Below are 20179 nucleotides of genomic sequence, written 5' to 3' on the forward strand. Positions count from 1 at the left end.
AGGAGCACGATCATGAGCAAGCTTTCTCAGACTCTTCTTCTGGCATCGGCCATTTCCTTCTCCGTTGCTGCATTTCCGCTCGCTGTCGACGGGGCCCGTGCTCAGGCGGTACCAGACGCCGGCGACATCGAGAACTATGCCGCGGCGGAGGATCCGCCGCTGTTCGACGACCCGGCCAAGGCGGTGGAAATGTTCAAGTCGGCGCTCGCCGCCAACGACCTCGATGGTCTTGCAAAGCTTCTGGGCCTTGACGCCGCAAAGCTGAAAACGGGCGAAGGGACGATGGAAACCTTCGCGCTTATTCGCGAAGGTGTGGCACGCAATGTCGTGGTGCGCGACCTCGGCGAAAGCAAGATTCTCGAAATCGGTGATCGGCTCTGGCCGCTGCCGTTTCCGATCACAAAGGGTCGGGACGGCAAGTGGGCTTTCGACACCTATGTCGGGCTTGAGGAGATCGTGAACCGCCGCGTCGGGGAGAACGAACTTGAGGCGATAGAGACCGTGCGCGCCTATGTCGAAGCACAGAAGGATTATGCCTCGCAGGACCGCGACGCCGACGGCGTGCTCGAATATGCCCAGAAGCTGATCAGCAGCCCAGGCCAGACCGATGGATTGTACTGGCCGGCCGAGCAGGGCGATGGTGAGAGCCCGGTCGGCGACGAGATCAGCGAAGCAGCTCTGGAGAAGGCGAAGGCTGGAGAGGGTTATTTCGGCTATCGCTTCCGCATTCTGACGTCACAAGGCGATAATATTGCCGGCGGGAAATACGACTTCATCATCAATGACAATATGATCGGAGGCTTCGGGTTGATCGCCTGGCCGGTGAAATATGCTGAAACCGGTGTGAAGACTTTCGTCGTCAACCAACAGGGCATTGTCTATGAAGCGGATTTGGGTACGAGCACCGAAGCGATCGTGCCGTTTATCGACCGCTTCAATCCGGATGACAAGTGGAGTGTCGTCCTGGATTAGTTACCAGAAACGCGAGGATATTCTCCCGGTCTGTCGCATAGGCGGCCGTTTGATCGAAATCAACGTTGCTAACGGATGGTGGCCCTATAAGGTTACACCAGTGACACGATCGAGCGGTATGCTGCAATTTCTTCTAACTGCACGAAAACCTCGCCCTAGCGCGTGAGCCTCGCTGGGCATCGGTCACGACAGCAGGCAGTCGTTATTGGCAGCATCAAGAACTAGTCCCTTGAACCGTCTAACGGAGTGGGCGCGATGTCCAAGCTTTCCAGTCTTCCGGCCTCACCCATGTCTGGCAATGCATTGACGGAGTACTCCGTGGATGCATGGCAACGGTGGGTCCTGTTCCTTGATGTAATGCGCAGGCGCGGCGAGCAATATGAGGAACACGCTGCACGCAGCGCGCCCCATGTGCTGGACTATGAAGCCGAGCTCATCCTGGACGGCAGGACCCTGAAAGAGCCGGTCAACTACGCTCTCGTGCGCATCATACCTCCCGCCGACTGCGCGATCGATCCCGTCAAGAGGCCATTCATCGTTGTGGACCCACGGGCAGGACATGGACCAGGCATCGGTGGCTTCAAGGCCGACAGCGAAATCGGCGTGGCCATGAAGGCCGGTCATGCCTGTTATTTTGTCGGTTTCCTGCCGGAACCAATGCCCGGACAGACAATCGAGAAGGTCCTGCACGCGGAAGCGCAGTTCCTGGAGATCGTCATGTCCCGCCACCCGGAAGCGGATGGCAAACCCTGCGTCATCGGCAACTGTCAGGCGGGATGGGCTGTGATGATGCTGGCCGCGCTCAGGCCCGAGCTTTTCGGGCCTATCATTATCGCCGGCTCACCACTTGCCTATTGGGCAGGTGTCCGCGGGCAAAACCCGATGCGTTACTCGGGAGGACTTCTCGGTGGGAGTTGGCTGACAGCATTGGTCAGCGATCTTGGCGCGGGAAAATTCGACGGCGCCTGGCTTGTCCAGAATTTCGAGAACCAGAACCCAGCCAATACTCTGTGGACCAAGCAGTATAATCTCTACGCAAAGGTGGATACGGAAGCCGAACGCTATCTCGGCTTTGAGCGTTGGTGGGGCGGGCACGTCACTTTGACGGCGGATGAGATGCAGTTCATCGTCGATGACCTGTTCGTCGGCAACAAGCTTGCAGCAGGGGAGATCCGCACATCTGATGGCATGGCCATCGACCTTCGCACGATCCGTTCGCCGATCGTGGTCTTCTGCTCCAAGGGGGACAACATAACACCACCTCAGCAGGCCCTCGACTGGATTCTCGACATTTACGACAGCGTCGATGAAATTCGCGCGCTTGGCCAGACGATTGTCTATGTCGTCCACGAAAGCGTCGGCCATCTGGGGATTTTTGTCTCCGCCGGGGTTGCTCGTAAGGAGCATGATGAATTCGCGTCAAACATCGATCTGATCGATGTGCTGCCACCTGGCCTTTATGAAGCGGTTCTCGAGCCGAAAGCAGATGCGCTCGATCATCCGGAACTGGTCACCGGGGAGTGGATCATGCGTTGCGAGGCACGGACCCTCGACGATATTCGTGCTCTCGGCGGTAACGATCTTGACGATGAGAAGCGATTTGCGGCGGCGGCTCAGCTTTCGGAGGTCAATCTTGCACTTTACCGTGCGTTTGCCCAACCTTGGGTGCGCGCTGCCGTGACCCCTTCATCGGCAGAGACAATGCGACGACTTCACCCCCTCCGCCTGGGTTACGAGATTTTCGGCCCCTCCAATCCTTTTCTCGACTGGGTTCCCCAGGCAGCAGAGCGCGTTCGCGCCGACCGTCGCCCCACATGGACGGACAATCCCTTCAGCGCCCTCCAAGAGCAGGTTTCCGGCCAAATCGTCGAAGGGCTGGAGTCCTGGCGTAAAATGACGGAACGGCTGGCCGAGCAAACCTTCGGTGCGATCTATGGCTCGTCTGCGCTTCAGGCCGCCCTTGGCGTCGATCCAAAGTCAAATCTGCCACCACGTAAGGCGCCGAAGAGCAAGCTGATCAACGCGCTTGTCGAAGCTCGCACTGCGGCGTTGAAGGAAAGAATATCCGTTGGCGGTCTCCTGGAGGCTCTCGTTCGATCGCTGCTGTTCGTGGGGATGGCCCGTGGCGGGGCCGACGAACGCGGGTTTCAGGCCATTCGCGTGCTTCGGCGTGGCCATCGAGATGCTCGGCAACTGAACCTTTCGGAGTTCAAGGCGCTGGTTCGGGATCAATACTACATCCTGCTTGTCGATGAGGCGGCAGCGCTCGCAGCCATTCCAGCGATGCTGCCGAACGAGCTTGAACAGCGTCAGGCCGCCTTGCAGAGCCTGCGGGGCGTGCTCGAGGCCTCCGGCGCGTTGACGGAAGCTGCGGCGGAGCGCTTTGCCTACGTGACCGAGCTTTTCAGCCTGGATAAGGGGCGCGTGGGCGTCAAGCCGACGCCGATGGCTGTTAGACCTGCCGCGCGCAACCGCGGCGCCGTGCGATCAAGATTGTAGGAGATTATCAGTGGCTTTCTCTAGCGCGACAACTCTGGAGCCATCAAAATACGACCGCCTGATTGCGGCTGCACAAGAGGTTCCTCCCGCAATCACCATCGTAGCGCATCCCTGCGACGAGACCTCACTGCGTGGTGCCTTGGAAGCAGCCCAGCACCGGCTGATTGTTCCGGTTCTGATTGGGCCCGAGGCGAAGCTCCGCAAAGTCGCAGCCGAGGCCGAACTTGATCTCAAGGCATGCGAGATTATCGATGCGCCACACAGCCACGCCGCAGCGGCGAAAGCCGTGGCACTCATTCGCGAGGGGAAAGGCGAGCTCTTGATGAAGGGTAGCCTGCACACTGACGAATTGATGCGGGAAGTAACCGCTTCTGCCACCGGTCTTAGAACGGAACGCCGCATCAGCCATGTGTTCGTGATGGACGTTCCTGGTCACGCGGACACGCTGTTCATCACCGATGCGGCGATCAACATTTTTCCCGACCTCGATGTCAAGCGCGACATCGTGCAGAACGCGATCGACCTCTGGGTCACCATTGGCCTCGGCGAACCCCGCGTCGCGATCGTGTCAGCAGTCGAGACAGTGACGACCAAGATCCCTTCGACCCTTGATGCAGCGGCATTGTGCAAGATGGCAGAGCGCGGTCAGATCACCGGCGGCCTGCTCGACGGCCCGCTTGCGTTCGACAACGCGATAAGCCCGGAGGCCGCCCGTATCAAAGGGCTCAACTCGCCCGTAGCCGGCAGGGCGCAGATCATCGTCGTGCCAGATCTTGAAGCCGGCAACATGCTTGCCAAGAACCTGACGTTCCTGGCCCATGCGGACGCCGCGGGGATCGTGCTTGGTGCGCGCGTTCCCATTATTCTTACCTCGCGGGCAGACACAGTGCGCAGTCGCCTGGCATCATGCGCAGTTGCAACCCTTTATGCGACGGCCCGCCGTCGCTCTACACAAGTGGCGGCTTGAAGCGTGGACGCGATCCTTGTCGTCAACGCCGGCTCATCCAGCCTCAAGTTCCAGATTTTCGAGATCGTGGGCAAAGAGTTGGAGCGGCGCATCCGTGGTCAGATCGACGGGATCGGGGCGCGGCCCCGCTTGCGTGCGGCGACCGCTTCGGGCGAGGTCCTCGTCGATCGCAGTTACGAGCAGGCCGCGATGGGCGATCTGCCCGCTGCCATCGCTGAAGCAGGTGACTGGCTGCGGTCACTTGATGGTTTCGTCCTACGGGCGATTGGCCACCGCGTCGTCCATGGCGGACCCAACTATGCGCAACCGATCCTGCTCGATCACGACATCCTCGATAAGCTCGCCACGTTCCAAGAACTTGCGCCATTGCACCAGCCGAACAACCTCGCGCCGATCCGGCTTGCCATGGAGATTAATCCGCTGGTTCCGCAGGTCGCCTGTTTCGACACGGCTTTCCACCGCGGCCATGCTCCTCATACGGACTGCTACGCCTTGCCGATGGCTTTCTACGAGGAAGGTGTACGAAGATATGGCTTCCACGGGTTGTCTTACGAGTACATCGCAGACCGGATCGGCAACCTAGCGCCCGATGTCGGCCAAGGAAGGGTCGTGGTTGCTCATCTCGGCAGCGGCGCTTCCATGTGCGCAATGAAGGCAGGGCGCAGCGTCGAGACGACGATGGGCTTTACAGCACTTGATGGTGTGCCGATGGGCACCAGGCCAGGGCAGATGGATCCGGGCGTCGTGCTCTACTTGATCGATCAGAAAGGAATGACAACGGGAGAGGTTACAGATCTTCTTTACCGTGCGTCTGGTCTCAAAGGTCTTTCAGGCATCTCCGGCGATATGCGTGATCTTCTGGCTAGCGATGATCCGCGCGCCGCGTTCGCGATCGATCATTTCGTCCATCGTTGCGCGCTCAGCGTGGGCATGCTTGCCGCCGCCCTCGAAGGTCTCGACGCGTTCGTCTTCACGGGCGGGGTTGGTGAGAATTCGGCGCCAATTCGCGCGCGTATCAGTGAGCGCCTTTCTTGGCTCGGGGTTGAGCTTGATGACGCAGCAAACAACGCGGGTAAAACCCGTATATCGACGCAGACGAGCCGCGTAGCGCTCTATGTCTTGCCGACGGATGAGGAGTTGATGATCGCGCGCCACGTTCATGCGCTTATCACCAGGCCCTGACCACTACAGCGCCGCGCGTCTTATTAGACGCGCCAAGGTCGCTGTAGCACTTTGAGTGGCTGCATGTTTCCTTAGATCGAATACGATTTAAGGAAACATGCAGTACGCCCTGAAACCAGATCTCACAGGAGCAGCAATCAATGTCCAGCCCGGTCGTCAAAGCGGAGCTTCTCAAAGGGAAAAAGGGGCTGATTGTCGGTATCGCGAACGATCGTTCCATTGCATGGGGTTGCGCGCGGGCCTTTCGCGCCTTTGGTGCCGAGCTGGCCGTCACCTATCTGAACGATAAGGCCAAGCCCTATGTGGAGCCTCTCGCGCATGAGGTCGGGGCGTCGATCTTGATGCCGGTGGATCTGGCCATTCCCGGGCAAATCGAAGCTGTGTTCGATCGGATTGAAAGGACCTGGGGTGAGCTCGATTTCGTCGTCCACTCAATTGCCTTTTCGCCAAAGGACACGCTCGGTGGTCGGGTCGTCGACGTGCCGCGCGATGGTTTTCTCACGACCATGGATATCTCTTGCTGGTCTTTTATCCACATGGCTCGCCTCGCCGAACCGTTGATGAAAAACGGAGGCACACTGTTCACGATGACCTATTACGGTTCGCAGATGGTCGTCGAGAACTACAACATCATGGGTGTGGCGAAGGCGGCACTCGAAAGTGCTGTTCGATACCTTGCCGCAGAACTCGGGCCGAAGGGAATTCGCGTCCACGCGATTTCGCCGGGAGCGGTAGCGACGCGTGCTGCGTCGGGCATTCCGGAATTCGACGAACTACTGGAAAAGACCATCCGGAAGTCTCCAGCCCGCGAACTCGTCAGTATTGACGACGTAGGTGTCGCCACCGCCTTTCTTGCCCACGATGCCGCGCGCCTGATGACAGGGCAGGTGCTCTATGTCGATGGCGGCTATCACATCATTGATTGATCGAGCCGAGAGCAGGTGGGGTATGTACCGCGTGTTTGCTTCGGGTGCGCCTCCTTAACAAAGCGGTGCGGGTTGCCGGGGGATAGTTATTCCGGTTCCGGTCGTTATTGGCAGCTCAAGCTGAGCTTTCTTCGGCTCTGACGGCCAGCGCTTTCAGAACTTCGTCATGTTCGCACCGGGCGGGTTGGGTGACCGCACCAGAGTTGTCTTGTATTCCTCCACTGCCTTCAGCAATGGCCCAAGAACCCAGTTGTACATTTCGCCGATATTGTGCTCTTCCTGCGGGTCCGACTCGACGTTGAACACCTTTGGGTAACCATTCATCGGCGCGGCGCTGGATCCCACTCCCCCCATTGGCATCATGCCGCCAGGGCCGCTGCGGCCAGGCCCTACGTCGACGAAATACGCCCGGAATTGCTTCCAGTGAACGGAGACGAGATCAGACCCGACGAAGGTCAGCAGATGCTCTCTTCGTCCGGTGTCATTCTTGCCGAGCAGCAGGTCGCTTTGGTCGATTCCGTCGATTGGCCGATCGCTGGGGACCTTGCCGCCGGCAAGACGTGCGAAGGTCGGGAAGAAATCCATGATTGAGAACATCGCATAGGAGGAGCGCGGCTTGATCATTTGCGGCCAGCGGATCACGGCGGCGGTGCGGATCGCGCCCTCGCTGACATCGCCCAGCGCGCCACGATAGGGGCCCGTCGTTCCCATGTCGGGCATGTCAGCGCCGAACCGGCTCGCTCCAGGGCCGTCTGGCCCATTGTCGGATGCGAAAACGACAATCGTGTTTTCCTCAAGGCCAAGCGCTTTCAATGCATCGAGTACTGTGCCGACGATTGCATCGCCCTCCATCAGCGAGTCCCCGAACTGGCCGATGCGTGAAGCTCCCTCGAAACGCTTCGAAGGCAGATTGGGAAAGTGCGTGCGAGAGATCGGCAAATACAGGAAGAACGCCTTTCCTGCTGCCTTTTGGCGCGTCATGAAATCGATGCCGTGGTCCACCAGTTCCCAGTCGATCCCGCGACGCACTTCCTCCGTGTAGGGTTTGACCAGCGTTAGCGGCTCTCCACGTTTAGCTTCAACGATGTGCGGTCCATTTTCGAGCGAGATGTCGACGGACTTGGTCTGGAGACCTTGGCGGATCATGCCGAACGCGTCCCAGGTGTCGCTGGGCGGGATTCCATAAAATTCGTCGAAGCCCTGGTTCTGCGGCTGACTGTAGATTTGTCCGCCAAGGTGCCACTTGCCGAAGATCGCCGTGGCGTAGCCGGCGTCGCGTAGCATCTCTGCCATGGTAATCTCGTCGGCTGGCAGCGAGATAGATGTGCCAGCCACCGCCACCAACGAAAGCCCGGACCGTATGGAGTAGCGTCCTGTCATCAACGCGGCGCGCGATGGCGTACAAGACGGCTCGACTAGGAACTGCGTCAGCCGCAGCCCTTCCGCAGCAAGTTGGTCGATGCGCGGCGTCGGTGAGCCGCGCAGCTCCCCGCCGCCATAGGCGCCAATGTCGCCATAGCCGATGTTATCAGCCAGAATGAACAGGATGTTTGGCGTCGATTGCTGCGCAAATGCCGCTCCGACAAACAACGATTGAGCAATGAGAGACGCTCCGATCGCAAGTGCGTCGCGCGTCCACGGCCACAGTTTGAGCCAAGTCATGCTGCGTCTCTCCACTGTTTCCAAATCCGGGCAGGCGGACGCCGGGTGCTCCTGCTGCGGACGGGAACATCTTTCAATACCGCTGCGTCTGCTCGCCGCTCCAAAATGATCGCCCGCTGGCCTCCCGATCCGCTGTTTCGTTTGTGCGCCAAAAACAGAACCCTGCCTATTGTCCTTCGGGGAAGCGGGATCGCAATGCATTCAAAGCCCCAATGCCCTGTCGACAGCATTGATCAACAAGGCGGCGGGGAACGGCTTGCGTAGATACGCGATGCAGCCCGCCTTGACCGCCTCCACGTGAAGCGCCTCATCCTCAACGGCGGTGATGAAGATAACCGGGAGTTCGCTGCCCGATGCCTTTAAGCGGTGCCATAGTTCGATGCCTGAAATGCCACCCAAATGAATATCGAGGACGATACAGCCAAACTGACTTGCGTCGGCATGGCTTAAAAAGGCCTCGGCAGATGCAAATGCTTCGGTTGCAAAACCATTTGCGTTCAACAGTCGCACGACGCTCCGGCGCACGCTTGCGTCGTTCTCGACAACGGCCACTGTGCGTTGTGGGCTTTCCACTTGAGGCCTTTCTGGAGCCAAGAACAGGAGCAGCCCCGATCACGACGAACGTAGGACCAACATTGGAGGCTGGCTATTGACCTTTGGTGAAGCGCCGCGTTCCAAGTTATCGTGGGAGCGCATCCGAGGCTGGATCGAAAAGGCGCAATCTCTCGGCGATCGACACGGTCTCGGCCAGGGACCGGGCTTCAAGCTTTTCCATGACGTTGTGGCGGTGCGCCTTGACCGTCCGTTCGGATGTGCCGAGAGCATGAGCGATCTGCTTGTTGAGCTTGCCGCGGACGATGAAGCCGAAAACCTCGAACTCACGTGGTGTCAGGTGCGCAATGCGCGCCCTAAGGGCTTGGATACGATCCTGCTCGACACGCTGCGTCTCGCACCGGCGCAACGCCCGCTCGACGGCCTCCAGCAGTGCCCCCCTGGGCGCCGGCTTTTCCAAGAAATCCTCGGCGCCCGCTTTCATCGCCTGAACGCTGGCTTTGACGTTGCCACGTCCCGTGAGAAACACGACAGGCAGAAGCGGCGCTCGCTCAGTGACCCTGTTCTGTAGCTCCAGACCGCTCAGCCCAGGTAAATCAAGGTCAAGGAGGACACAGCCAGGTTCGTCATGCGGAAACTGCGCCAGAAACTGATCGCCTGATTCATAGAGAGACACGCGGTACCCGGATGCCGAAAGCAGCCGCCCGACTGCGGTGCGGAAGGATCGATCATCATCGACGATGTGAACGATTGGTTCCATGGTTCATCCAGTTTGCGCGAGAGGCAGTAAAACTCGGAAAACTGCTCCGCCTTCTGGGCGGTTGGCGGCCCAGATCGTGCCGCCGTAGGTTTCGACTATTGCGCGCACGATGGAAAGGCCAAGCCCCGTTCCGGAGGGCTTTGTAGTATAGAACGGCTCGAAAATGCTGGCGAGCTGTTCGTTTGGTATTCCACGACCGGTGTCCGAAATCGACAGCTCGACCTTGGAATCCTTCGTCAGTGTTGTCTCAAGCATAAGCCTCCGCTCGGTCGCGACCACGTCGAGCATTGCATCCATTGCATTGGTTGCCAGATTGAGAATGATCTGCTGGACGTGGACCCGGTCGGCTCGGACCGGCAGTTCCCGCCGGGCCCAATTGGAACTCACGACGACGCCCCTCTGCTCGGCTTCGCCGCGGAGAATCCTGATCGCACTTGTGATGACCTCATTGAGGTCGAACTCCTGCCAGTCGATCTCTCCTCGCTTCTTAAGTAGGCCTCGCATCCGCGAAATGACGTCATGGGCACGCTGATCGTCGTCTTGAATGTCTATGAGGATCTGCTTGATCAGCTCGAGATCGGGCCTCTCGGACATCAGAATTGCCTCCGCCGCCTCGGCGTTGCTGCGGATTGCACCCAGCGGCTGGTTAAGCTCGTGCGCGATTGAGGCTGAAAGCGCGCCGGCTGTTGCGGATTGATTGAGGTGAACCACTTCGAGCAGACGGAGGCGCGATTCGACCTCCGCCGCCTGGCGGCGACGGCGTTCGACAAGAAGTCCGGCAATGACTGTGCCTTGTAGAGCAACAATGGCAAGGGCGACGACGGTCGCGAACCAGTATTGTTCCCAGAAAGTGGGCTCTTTGAACATCTGGACCGTGCCTGCAGGAAGATCCTTTTCCGACAACCCCCAGCGTCGGAGCTGCCTCACGTCGGCGACATATGTTTGGGGCGACCGGAGACTGGAGATTGGCTTGCCAGCGATGGCATCGAGCGCAAGGTCGGCCGCCGTTTTGCCCAGTGACCCAAACGTGACCACGTTGCCTCCAACAATGCCATAGTCGATGTAGGTCGGGTACGGGCCGTAGATCGGCGCACTGGCAGTCTTCGATATTTGCTTGATCGCTTCGCGCGGAACGAAATTGCGCCCGGTAACGTCCTTGAAAATCGTCAGCGCCAGTACAATGCTGTCGGGAGGTAGCTCGGCGGCTCGCTTGGTGAACTCTTCGATCGTCAGGTCTTCCAAGTATGTCGTTTCAAACGTTCTTGAGAAAACCGCAAGATCGGCTCGCGCGGTAGCAAGCCATGAACGGTCGAATTCGGATGATCCTCCAACTATGAAGAGATGCCGCGCATCAGGCTGGAGACCGCGGGCCATCTCAGCGGTCTTTACGATGTCAAATTCGCTGAAAGCTCCGATCACGTCGCTGGGCAAGTCCATTGCTTCGGCAGCGGAACTGCTGAAGCCCGCGACGATTATCCTTGCATCGCCCGAGATTTCCTTGCGGTTGGCAGAGATGAACCGAGCCGACTCCTCGCCGAGCGCAATCACCACGTCAGGGCGGCGATCGCCGTACTTGGCCGTAAGATATTCAGCCATACGGCGCATGTGCTTCGGCTCAGGAAATCGCGAAAGGTCGAGAAATTCGGAGAAAAGATCGATCCGGCCTTTGGTTGCGTCGAGAAGCCGCGACCTGACGGCCTCCCCGGCTGCGGTGGTCGCCGCGATCCGCTCGTCATAAGGATAGAGCACCAGCACACGCGGCACACTGTCAACAACTGCCTGACCGGCCGTCGCCGCTGACGCAGTCGCCAGGAATGCACACAGGCCCGGAACCACACCCCTGATCAGCCAGTGCGATTGCCTGGTCCGGTTACCCAGAACGCCCATGACTTTCCCCCGACAGATAGGCGCAATCTACCAAGGCGAACTTGCTAATACAACCAGAGCTTTAGAATTCAAGCGCAAGCTAACGAAGTGCGGTTTTGCCCGATGGTACAATATCCCCGCCGCAAGACGTCCGATAGTTTCACCGTCGTGGGTGGCCTCGCGCTGGCCACAGGCATCCAGACGAGAGGCCCTCGATCGAGGGCGTTCAGGCTACAGCATTGCTTCAATTTGCTTCGTTTCGATACAGCAAGGACAGGCGGCGGATCCCCTTAAACGCATCAGAACTCGTGCGTTTGGTGAACCCGATCCGCCCAAGCCTTCGGAGGAGTAGTCAATATGAATTTTCGCTTCATGTGCTCTGTCGGAGCCTTGGCGGCTTCGACATTTCTCGTTGGGGCCGCATCCCAAGTGCAAGCCCAGTCGCCGTCAAAACCCAACATTCTCTTTATCGTTTCCGACGACACGGGCTATGGCGATCTGGGCCCCTATGGCGGCGGCCAAGGACGCGGCATGCCGACGCCGAACATCGACAAGCTGGCCGATGAAGGCATGACCTTCTTCTCCTTCTATGCCCAGCCGAGCTGCACGCCAGGCCGGGCTGCAATGCAGACCGGGCGCATTCCGAACCGGAGCGGCATGACGACCGTGGCTTTCCAGGGGCAGGGTGGTGGTCTGCCGGCAGCGGAGTGGACGCTGGCGTCAGTGCTGAAGCGCGGCGGCTATCATACGTACTTCACCGGAAAGTGGCATCTCGGCGAGGCGGACTATGCGCTTCCGATCGCCCAGGGCTATGACGAGATGAAATATGTCGGCCTTTACCATCTCAACGCCTATACCTATGCGGATCCGACCTGGTTCCCGGACATGGACCCGGCACTGCGGGCTATGTTCCAGAAGGTGACGAAAGGCGCGCTTTCGGGCAAGGCCGGCGGCGAGGCGAAGGAAGACTTCAAGATCAACGGCCAGTATGTCGATACTCCGGTGATCGACGGCAAGGAAGGCGTTGTCGGCATTCCGTTCTTCGACGGCTATGTCGAGAAAGCGGCCATCGAATTCCTCGATGAGGCTGCAAAGAAGCCGGATGAGCCGTTCTTCATCAATGTCAACTTCATGAAGGTGCATCAGCCGAACATGCCGGCACCGGAGTTCGAGCACAAATCGATGTCCAAGTCGAAATATGCCGACTCGGTCGTGGAGCTCGACACCCGTATCGGCCGGATCATGGACAAGCTGCGCGAAACCGGAATGGACCGGAACACGCTGGTGTTCTACACAACCGACAACGGCGCTTGGCAAGACGTCTATCCGGACGCGGGATACACTCCGTTTCGCGGCACCAAGGGCACATTGCGCGAGGGTGGAAATCGTGTTCCCGCAATCGCAGTTTGGCCGGGCAAGATCAAGCCCGATACCAGGAACCACGAACTCATCGGCGGTCTCGATCTCATGGCGACGTTCGCTTCGGTCGGCGGTGTCCCACTGCCCGAAAATGATCGTGAAGACAAGCCAATCATTTTCGACAGCTACGATATGACACCGGTCCTGACGGGTAGCGGCCCATCGCCACGCAAATCCTGGTTCTACTTCACGGAGAACGAACTTTCACCCGGCGCAATCCGCGTAAACAACTACAAGTTCGCGTTCAATCTTCGCGGCGACGATGGAGCCCAGACCGGCGGACTGGCCGTTGACTCAAACCTTGGATGGAAGGGCGCGGAGAAATACGTGGCCACCGTACCTCAGGTGTTTGACCTTTGGCAGGACCCTCAGGAACGCTACGATATCTTCATGAACAACTTCACTGAGCGGACTTGGATGGGCGTTGTCATGGGGGAAGAACTGAAGAAGATCATGGCGACATACGTGAAATATCCTCCACGCAAGCTGCAGAGCATGGGATATACGGGCCCGATTACGCTTTCAAACTATGAGCGTTTCCAATGGGTGCGGGACTCCTTGGCGAAGGAGGGTGTTAGTATTCCGATGCCAACCGGCAACTGACCTTGGCGCGGCGGCTCCGTTCGTTCGGGGGCCGCCGTTTCTTTAACGGTCTGAGATTGCACACAGTTAGTCGACGGAGGCTCTGATGATTGCAACATGTATTTTCTTTAAATTCACCCGCACCGTGCTGCTCGGCATGGCAGCCTGCCTGTTTGTCACGACATCCGTGCTCGCCCAGACAGATCCATTGCCCTCGTGGAACAACACCGGGGCCAAGGCGGCCATCGTTGCCTTTGTGGACAGGGTAACCGCGGAAGATACGCCTGGTTATGTGCCCGAGGTCGAACGCATCGCGGTCTTTGACAATGACGGCACACTGTGGACCGAGCAGCCGATGTACGTGCAACTCGCCTTCGCACTTGATCGTGTCAAGACGGAAGCTGCCACCCACCCGGAATGGAAGGACACGCAGCCGTTCAAGGCCGTGCTCGACAACGACATGAAAGCCCTTGCCGCAACGGGAGAAAAGGGACTTGTGGAGTTGGTCCTGGCGACCCATAGCGGGATGACAACGGAGGAATTCCAGAAGATCGCCTCCGACTGGATCGCCACGGCGCGCCAACCGAGGTTCAATAAACCCTATACCGAGCTGGTCTATCAGCCAATGCTCGAACTGCTCGCCTATCTGCGTGAAAACGGCTTCAAGACGTTCATCGTCTCCGGTGGAGGCGTGGAGTTCATTCGCCCCTGGGCCGAGCAGGTCTACGGGGTCCCACCTGAGCAAGTCATCGGGTCGACCATCAAAACGCAGTTCGAGATGCGTGAGGGCGTGTCGACCTTGTTTCGCCTGCCACAGATCGACTTTATCGATGACAAGGCCGGCAAGCCTGTTGCGATCAACCAGTTTATTGGCCGCCGGCCGATCGCCGCCTTCGGAAATTCTGACGGCGACCTCGAAATGCTCCAATGGACCACGTTGGGCGGCACGACCACTCGCTTCGGCCTGATCGTCCATCATACCGATGCGGAGCGCGAATACGCATATGACCGCGACAGCCCGTTCGGCCGCCTCGACAAGGCACTGGATGCCGCGGCCGACAACAATTGGACGGTGGTCGACATGAAGGCAGACTGGAAGCAGATCTTTCCCGCGAAATGAAGCCGAGCGTTTCGCACGCGGCATCGCCGATATTTCCAATGGGGAGGAGAAATCACAATGAGGATCAATCGCATCGCGGGTTTGATAGGCTGTGTCGTCTCCCCCTTCCTCCCTTCTACTAGCCGGAAGCCTATTCCAGTAAACAGAAGAGCAATTGGTCCCGAGAAACGTGCCAAGCATCGCTGACCAAGGCTACCTCGGTTCGTTCCTTTGCCGATGCTTCGGCTGCGCCGCTCCGTGCGTCCTGATCATTTTTGGAGTAGTGGGAGGCGTGAGATTGAAGATTGCATTCTGTCTAGCGGCTGTTTCTCGGACGGCACTGCTGACTTGCGGATTATCGGTGTTCGCCGCCGCCGCTACGGCGGAAATGGCTGTGCCGCCTGCCGCGGACCCGCAGATCGAAATTCACGATAGCTTCGTAGATGAGAAGGCGTGTGCTTCCTGCCACGCTGGTCAAGCCGCCGCATTCGCGAAATCCCACCATGCAAAGGCGATGGCTCTTGCCAACGAGAAGACGGTGCTCGCCGATTTCAACAATACCCAGTTCGAATGGAACAGCGTCAAGGCAGTTTTTTCCCGCCGGGATGGCCGCTTCTTCGTTAGCACCGAAGGGCCTGACGGCAAACCGGCGGACTTCGAGGTGAAGTACACGTTTGCCTACGAGCCTCTGCAGCAGTACCTGGTCGATATTGGGGGTGGCAAGCTGCAGGCTCTCGACATCGCCTGGGACACGCAAAAGCAAAAATGGTTCTGGCTCGGCGAAGGCTCCTCGGCGAAACCTGGCTCGACGTTTCACTGGACAGGCCCGTTCTATCGATGGAACCGCACCTGCATCGACTGTCATTCCACCGATCCCCAGACCAACTTCCAGCCGCAGACGGACGAGTATCAATCATCCTATGTCGCGACCAGCATCGGCTGCCAGTCCTGCCACGGCGGCGGTGCAAAACATGTCGAATGGGCGAGAGCCAAGGTCGGGAATGCTCAAACGGCAGCAATTGCGGGCCTCGGCCTGTCGAAGGTCGATGCGAACACTTGCTTCGCCTGCCACGCGCGGCGCGCCCGGCTTGTCGATGGCTATCAGCCGGGAGGCTCCTTTCTCGACAATTTTTCCCCGGCGTTGCTGCGTAGCGATCTCTACTTTCCGGACGGACAGATTCTGGATGAGGTCTTCGAATACGGATCGTTCCAGCAGAGCAAGATGGCAAGAGCAGGTGTGACGTGTTTCGACTGCCACCGTCCGCATGAGGGCAGCGTCAAGGCCGTTGGAAACGCGCTATGCACCCAATGCCACACCCAGGATGCGCCAAAGCGCTTTGCCAGCACCGATCCGGGCGGCGCTTTCGACACTCCAGCCCATACGCATCATCCGGAAGGCTCCGCTGGCGCGCTCTGCGCCAACTGCCATATGCCCGAGCGGACATACATGAAGGTCGATCGTCGGCGTGACCATTCTTTCGTGATTCCGCGCCCAGACCTTTCCGACATGTACGGAACGCCGAACGCCTGTACGTCGTGCCACGACGGTAGGTCGAACAAGTGGGCATCGGAGACCCTGGATACTTGGTTTGGTGCAGGCTGGCGCAAGCGCCCGACGATCGCACATGCGTTCGCCGCCGCGGCGAAAAACGACGCTGCCTCGATCGAGGCCTTGCGGGCATTCGTCGGGGACGAAAAACAAGCTGGAATAGTCACAGGAAGCGCCATTGCCGAGATGAGCAGGCTCGCTGGAGCTGACGTCGCCGCAGACGTGAAGGCGGCGGCGGAGAGCCCCGATCCGCTGGTGCGTCTGGGGGCAGCCGAGGCTGCTGCCAACCTGCCGCGGGAGTATCGGCTTGATGCCATCGGCGGACTTGTCAGCGACGACGTACGCGCAGTGCGGGTGGCTGCTGCCAGGGCACTAGGAAGCACGCAGTCGCTGGACTTGCTCGGTGATCGACGTCGTGATTTCGACCGTGCGGTGGCCGATTTGAAAACGTATGTTCAAGCGAACGCGCACGTTGCCGAGACACAAAGCAGTTATGGAACGTTTCTGCTTGAACAAGGACGTCCAGAGGAAGCGGAGAAGGCGCTCCGTCAGGCGATCCATCTCGATCCAACCCTTGCGGGCGCGCGCATCAACCTCGCCGAACTCTACCGCGCAACAGGGGAGGGCGAGAAATCCGAACAGACCTACGCTGAAGCCGTGGCAACCGATCCGGATCGAGCCGACCTTCGCTACGGGCATGGCTTGTCGCTTGTGCGTCAGAAGGCAATGGAGGAGGCGACAGAAGAACTGAACGCGGCCGTTCGCCTGGATCCCGTCAATTCCAGATACAGGACGACAGCGGCGATTGCCCTGGATTCAGTCGGGAGAACGGAGCAGGCGTTTGCGCTCTTCGATGCTGCTGCCTTAAGCGGAGCAACGGACGCCAGTCTGCTCGGCACGGCAATTCAGATCGGTCTCAAACTCCGCCGTTATGCCGATACGCTCCAATTTGCACAGGCCTTGGCCCGTCTGCAGCCGGACAATTTACAGATTGCAGAACTCATCAGGCAATTAAAGGATGCAGTTGAGCATGGTCGATAAACTCTGAGTTTGCATTCGTGGCGGTCGGATCGTGCGCTAGCCTTCTTACGACGTGACGGGATGCCGGCCAGGCTTGGATTGGTCGCGGATTGGCAGCTTGCTCTCTAAACCTGCCCGGTGGTGTGGGCTAGCGGCAGCTTGATGGCATGCGGTCCGATGTTCAGGCCAATCTGCAGGCTGTCGGCGATGCGCCTCGCTCGGTCGAGAAAGAAGGCAGCGGCCTCGCCCTTGCAATGTTTGCCGACAGTCCCTTCGAAAATTTCCAGCCAGTGATTGAAATGCTCGGGAACAAGATCGAGACCCTGGTGGGCGACATGGGGCTTCCCGCCATAGTGTCCCGTTTTCAGGGCTATCGACGACCAGAAGTCGACCAGCGTTGAAAGGTGCAGATCCCAATGTTCGCCAATGCGGGCGTTGAAGATCGGCCCGAGCATGGGATCGTGGCGGATGCGGCCGTAGAAGTCGTGAACGACCGCCCTTATCAGTTCTTCGGACATGCTGGCTGGAAGCAGTGTCGCACACATGGTCTTCACCGATGCTTTGTGGTTCACCATTCCCTACAGCGCCGCGCGTCTTATTAGGCGCGCAAAGGTCGTTGTAGCACTTTGAATGGCTGCATGTTTTATCCTTAAATCGAATAGGATTTAAGGAAACATGCAGTAGGCCACGAGGTCGGCGCTGTAAATCCGCGGCCATGCGGCATGGTGTCGTCCTGACATAGGCCGTTCGGGTGGTCGAACGATGATCGCTTGCGTCAGCGCAAAGAGGCTCCACCGCTTTGCGCCTACCAAGGACGTGGACGAGCTCGCGTGGAGAAACCGTCTTCACGGACTAGGCGGAGATGCAGGACATGATCGAGTTTGGGATGAGGGATGAGACATTGTGCGATTGCACGATCGAGGTCGCCGAGTGGTTCGCCTGCATGCCGGGGTATAATGCTGAGGCCGGGCAGTTACTCGATCTTCTGGCGCACCGCCTCGAGAGAATACGCGACCGCTCGGAACGGGCGAGAACCATGCCGGACGCGCGCCTGTCGACCTCGACGACACTCGTTTGAGGGTGGCCATTGAGATCATCGCTAGATGCTGTTTGCATACCAGAACGTCTCGACACGCCGTCAATGTCGGGCCCCGGCTTGAGATATTTGCGAATGGCGCTCTATCCTTCATGACGAAAACCTGGTCCTCAGAGAGATCCGTTCAATGCTGACATTGACCAATAGGCGGGTTATCCGCGTCGAACGCGACCCCGAGGGCGATTTTTCCGTGCCGGCGCCAACGATGTCATCGGCACTCCGCCTGCCCCCGGCGGAGTTGAAAAACCGCCTGAGCCGAGGCGAGGTCAAGAGCCAGGTCGAGGTCGGTCAGGGCGAGCACGTTGGAACGTTCAGGCTAACGCTGCGATGTGGCGGTCGCTGCTGGACTGCGACGGTGTCTGCGGACGGAACGGTCATCGACGAAGTCTTTTCGTTTGATCGCGAGCGCTTGGCGAACTGGCGCCGGCGTCACCTGGACGCAAGCCAGCGTCGCTGACAGGCGCCAGGTTTGTCTTGGCATCGGGTGCGTCGGCCTCGTTACGCGCCGAGACCAAAGCGCCTCCGAGTGCCTGCCTGGCTCAAAAGATCCGCGCCAAGATCGGTCCGGGTATCGATCAGGGCCTTTATCTCTTGCGGCTCCATGAGGCTGAAGGCTGTCGACAGCGCATCCGCTGTGACCGCGTCATCGGCGACAACGCTCACGCGCCGATAAGACTGCATCGTCAAGCCGGTGCGGGGATCGAGAATATGCGACAGCCGTCCCGCCTCATCAAAACTGAAGCCTGCAATGCCAGACGTCGCGACCGCCCTGTCGACGAGCGGTAAAACGATGTCTGAGGCAGCGTCCACGTCGCTTGCCGCCAGCCCAACCTGCCATGGGCTGCCATCTGCGCGGGCCCCGATCGTCCGGCTTTCCCCCATATGGACCAGGCTGCTCGCCACGCCGTTTTGACGAAGCAGATCGACGATGCGATCGGTAATGTAGCCCTGTGCTATGCCGTTCAGAGTCAGAGCCATGTCAGGCATTGCAAACGCGATCCGGTCGCCATTGAACCGGACACGGGTGAGGTCGACGTAAGCCAGTGCCTGTCGGATTGCGCGTGCCGACGGACCGCGCTGATCGGAGGACGGTTTGGCGAAATGATCGGCATAGAGCGTCCAGAGCGGTTGAACCGTCGGATCGAATGTGCCGCCGGTCATTTTGTGAAAGGACGCGCAGATTTCAAGAAGATGTACCAGTTCCGCCGGCGGGGCGACGAGCGCGCCCATCCTGTTCAAGACCGAAAGGGCTGAATCACTGCGGTAGAGGCTGAATATCGCCTCCAGACGGTCAATTTCGACCACGACTCTGTCCAGCAGTCGGCGTGCCACTGCTTCGTCTTCATGATTAAGGATCAGTGTTGCCGATGCCCCAAGCGCCTGGCCACTCCACGTGACCGGACGCAGGGCCGCTCTGGCTGCGCCGGGTAATGGCAGCAGAGGCAGGCCTATGGTCGCCCCGATGATAGCGATTGCACGCCGCCGCCCGATAATCCTAGTCATGACTAGCCTCCGTCGGTTCGGAAAATGATGTCAACGCAGGCGATGCCCCATCTGCTCCCAGCACATAGTCTTGCGGTATGTTGCCAAAGCCGACGATTTGGCCGCCATGCCTTTCGGTGAAGCTGAGCGCATCTTGCCTTGAGGAGAAGGGAACGGCCTCGGCTGCCCCCATGCCGCCACGCAATCTGCTGCCGACGACATAAAAGGCGCTTTTGGCGTCGATCCAGTTGTCCGCTCCGGGCTTCTCCCAGGTCGGCGCCTTGCCCATGTCAGACACGTAGATAGCGGCGATCTCCTTTGGTTCTTCTGGCAGCAAGGTGAAGGCGACTGTGTCGCGGGCCGACGAAAACCAGATCGGTTCGGGTATCTGCTTGAGGATGACCTGACCCTTGGGGCCGGGATGTTCGAGCACGTTCATGCCGCAATAGCGCCCCATGGCGTCGTCGGTCAGTGAATATGGAAGAGGCGGGCTGTCTGCTTCTTCGGCGGCACATCCAACCAGCACGAAGGCACTCATCGCCACGG

16 protein-coding genes are annotated in these 20179 nt (G+C 59.1%); 9 read left to right on the top strand and 7 right to left on the bottom strand.

The features are described from left to right. The first annotated feature begins 12 nt into the window (after positions 1-12). The 5 genes from ASD03_RS23245 to fabI all read left to right on the top strand — a co-directional run bounded on the left by ASD03_RS23245 (position 13) and on the right by fabI (position 6546). Positions 13-972, top strand: coding sequence for a DUF2950 domain-containing protein (locus ASD03_RS23245; RefSeq protein ID WP_025430439.1), 960 nt, complete (start codon positions 13-15; stop codon positions 970-972). A 255-nt stretch (positions 973-1227) separates the two neighbouring features. After that, the gene (locus tag ASD03_RS23250) at positions 1228-3471 is read left to right on the top strand and encodes a DUF3141 domain-containing protein (protein WP_057216737.1); all 2244 of its coding nucleotides are present in this window, start codon (positions 1228-1230) and stop codon (positions 3469-3471) included. A 10-nt stretch (positions 3472-3481) separates the two neighbouring features. Further along, on the top strand, positions 3482-4438 hold the full coding sequence (locus ASD03_RS23255) for a phosphate acetyltransferase (protein ID WP_057216740.1): 957 nt from the start codon (positions 3482-3484) through the stop codon (positions 4436-4438). Positions 4439-4441: 3 nt separating this feature from the next. Then, positions 4442-5620 (top strand): acetate/propionate family kinase, encoded by a 1179-nt coding sequence (locus tag ASD03_RS23260; RefSeq protein WP_057216742.1) that lies wholly within the window; start codon positions 4442-4444, stop codon positions 5618-5620. A gap of 140 nt (positions 5621-5760) precedes the next feature. Further along, positions 5761-6546 carry an enoyl-ACP reductase FabI gene (fabI, locus tag ASD03_RS23265; protein WP_057216745.1) on the top strand — a complete coding sequence of 262 codons (786 nt, stop codon included), beginning with the start codon at positions 5761-5763 and terminating at the stop codon, positions 6544-6546. A gap of 153 nt (positions 6547-6699) precedes the next feature. Here fabI and ASD03_RS23270 read toward each other — a convergent pair whose 3' ends face one another. The 4 genes from ASD03_RS23270 to ASD03_RS23285 all read right to left on the bottom strand — a co-directional run bounded on the left by ASD03_RS23270 (position 6700) and on the right by ASD03_RS23285 (position 11407). Then, positions 6700-8409, bottom strand: coding sequence for an arylsulfatase (locus tag ASD03_RS23270; RefSeq protein ID WP_244494689.1), 1710 nt, complete (start codon positions 8407-8409; stop codon positions 6700-6702). Next, on the bottom strand, positions 8410-8814 hold the full coding sequence (locus ASD03_RS23275) for a response regulator (protein WP_057216750.1): 405 nt from the start codon (positions 8812-8814) through the stop codon (positions 8410-8412). A gap of 73 nt (positions 8815-8887) precedes the next feature. Then, positions 8888-9520, bottom strand: a complete 633-nt coding sequence (locus tag ASD03_RS23280; protein WP_057216756.1) for a response regulator transcription factor — start codon at positions 9518-9520, stop codon at positions 8888-8890. Positions 9521-9523: 3 nt separating this feature from the next. After that, a complete protein-coding gene (locus ASD03_RS23285) occupies positions 9524-11407 on the bottom strand; it encodes a HAMP domain-containing sensor histidine kinase (protein ID WP_057216758.1) in 1884 nt (627 codons plus the stop codon). Positions 11408-11743: 336 nt separating this feature from the next. Here ASD03_RS23285 and ASD03_RS23290 point away from each other — a divergent pair, with 336 nt between their 5' ends. From ASD03_RS23290 to ASD03_RS23300, 3 genes are all read left to right on the top strand, one after another. Beyond that, positions 11744-13408 (top strand): arylsulfatase, encoded by a 1665-nt coding sequence (locus tag ASD03_RS23290; RefSeq protein WP_057207015.1) that lies wholly within the window; start codon positions 11744-11746, stop codon positions 13406-13408. Positions 13409-13493: 85 nt separating this feature from the next. After that, on the top strand, positions 13494-14507 hold the full coding sequence (locus tag ASD03_RS23295; RefSeq protein WP_057216761.1) for an HAD family hydrolase: 1014 nt from the start codon (positions 13494-13496) through the stop codon (positions 14505-14507). A gap of 367 nt (positions 14508-14874) precedes the next feature. Continuing rightward, positions 14875-17076 carry a tetratricopeptide repeat protein gene (locus ASD03_RS23300; protein ID WP_082557400.1) on the top strand — a complete coding sequence of 734 codons (2202 nt, stop codon included), beginning with the start codon at positions 14875-14877 and terminating at the stop codon, positions 17074-17076. A 104-nt stretch (positions 17077-17180) separates the two neighbouring features. On the opposite strand, the gene ASD03_RS23305 is transcribed toward ASD03_RS23300, so the two are convergent. Continuing rightward, a complete protein-coding gene (locus ASD03_RS23305; RefSeq protein ID WP_225906216.1) occupies positions 17181-17630 on the bottom strand; it encodes a group III truncated hemoglobin in 450 nt (149 codons plus the stop codon). Positions 17631-17926: 296 nt separating this feature from the next. Between ASD03_RS23305 and ASD03_RS23310 the strand changes: the two genes are divergently transcribed. Next, positions 17927-18133, top strand: coding sequence for a hypothetical protein (locus ASD03_RS23310; protein ID WP_128090348.1), 207 nt, complete (start codon positions 17927-17929; stop codon positions 18131-18133). A 516-nt stretch (positions 18134-18649) separates the two neighbouring features. Here ASD03_RS23310 and ASD03_RS23320 read toward each other — a convergent pair. Next, a complete protein-coding gene (locus ASD03_RS23320) occupies positions 18650-19654 on the bottom strand; it encodes an FAD:protein FMN transferase (RefSeq protein ID WP_025430425.1) in 1005 nt (334 codons plus the stop codon). Further along, positions 19647-20171, bottom strand: a complete 525-nt coding sequence (locus ASD03_RS23325) for a nitrous oxide reductase accessory protein NosL (RefSeq protein WP_225906231.1) — start codon at positions 20169-20171, stop codon at positions 19647-19649. The genes ASD03_RS23320 and ASD03_RS23325 overlap by 8 nt, the downstream gene beginning before the upstream one ends. Positions 20172-20179: the final 8 nt, after the last annotated feature.

Source organism: Ensifer sp. Root127 (assembly GCF_001425225.1).
GTDB classification, from domain to species: domain Bacteria; phylum Pseudomonadota; class Alphaproteobacteria; order Rhizobiales; family Rhizobiaceae; genus Ensifer; species Ensifer canadensis.

Coding starts and splice junctions, on each gene's coding strand:
- ASD03_RS23320 (WP_025430425.1), bottom strand. CDS start 19,654: ATGACTAGGATTATCGGGCGGCGGCGTGCAATCGCTATCATCGGGGCG.
- ASD03_RS23245 (WP_025430439.1), top strand. CDS start 13: ATGAGCAAGCTTTCTCAGACTCTTCTTCTGGCATCGGCCATTTCCTTC.
- ASD03_RS23300 (WP_082557400.1), top strand. CDS start 14,875: ATGGCTGTGCCGCCTGCCGCGGACCCGCAGATCGAAATTCACGATAGC.
- ASD03_RS23295 (WP_057216761.1), top strand. CDS start 13,494: ATGATTGCAACATGTATTTTCTTTAAATTCACCCGCACCGTGCTGCTC.
- ASD03_RS23325 (WP_225906231.1), bottom strand. CDS start 20,171: ATGAGTGCCTTCGTGCTGGTTGGATGTGCCGCCGAAGAAGCAGACAGC.
- fabI (WP_057216745.1), top strand. CDS start 5,761: ATGTCCAGCCCGGTCGTCAAAGCGGAGCTTCTCAAAGGGAAAAAGGGG.
- ASD03_RS23250 (WP_057216737.1), top strand. CDS start 1,228: ATGTCCAAGCTTTCCAGTCTTCCGGCCTCACCCATGTCTGGCAATGCA.
- ASD03_RS23305 (WP_225906216.1), bottom strand. CDS start 17,630: ATGGTGAACCACAAAGCATCGGTGAAGACCATGTGTGCGACACTGCTT.
- ASD03_RS23285 (WP_057216758.1), bottom strand. CDS start 11,407: ATGGGCGTTCTGGGTAACCGGACCAGGCAATCGCACTGGCTGATCAGG.
- ASD03_RS23310 (WP_128090348.1), top strand. CDS start 17,927: ATGATCGAGTTTGGGATGAGGGATGAGACATTGTGCGATTGCACGATC.
- ASD03_RS23270 (WP_244494689.1), bottom strand. CDS start 8,409: ATGCATTGCGATCCCGCTTCCCCGAAGGACAATAGGCAGGGTTCTGTT.
- ASD03_RS23290 (WP_057207015.1), top strand. CDS start 11,744: ATGAATTTTCGCTTCATGTGCTCTGTCGGAGCCTTGGCGGCTTCGACA.
- ASD03_RS23280 (WP_057216756.1), bottom strand. CDS start 9,520: ATGGAACCAATCGTTCACATCGTCGATGATGATCGATCCTTCCGCACC.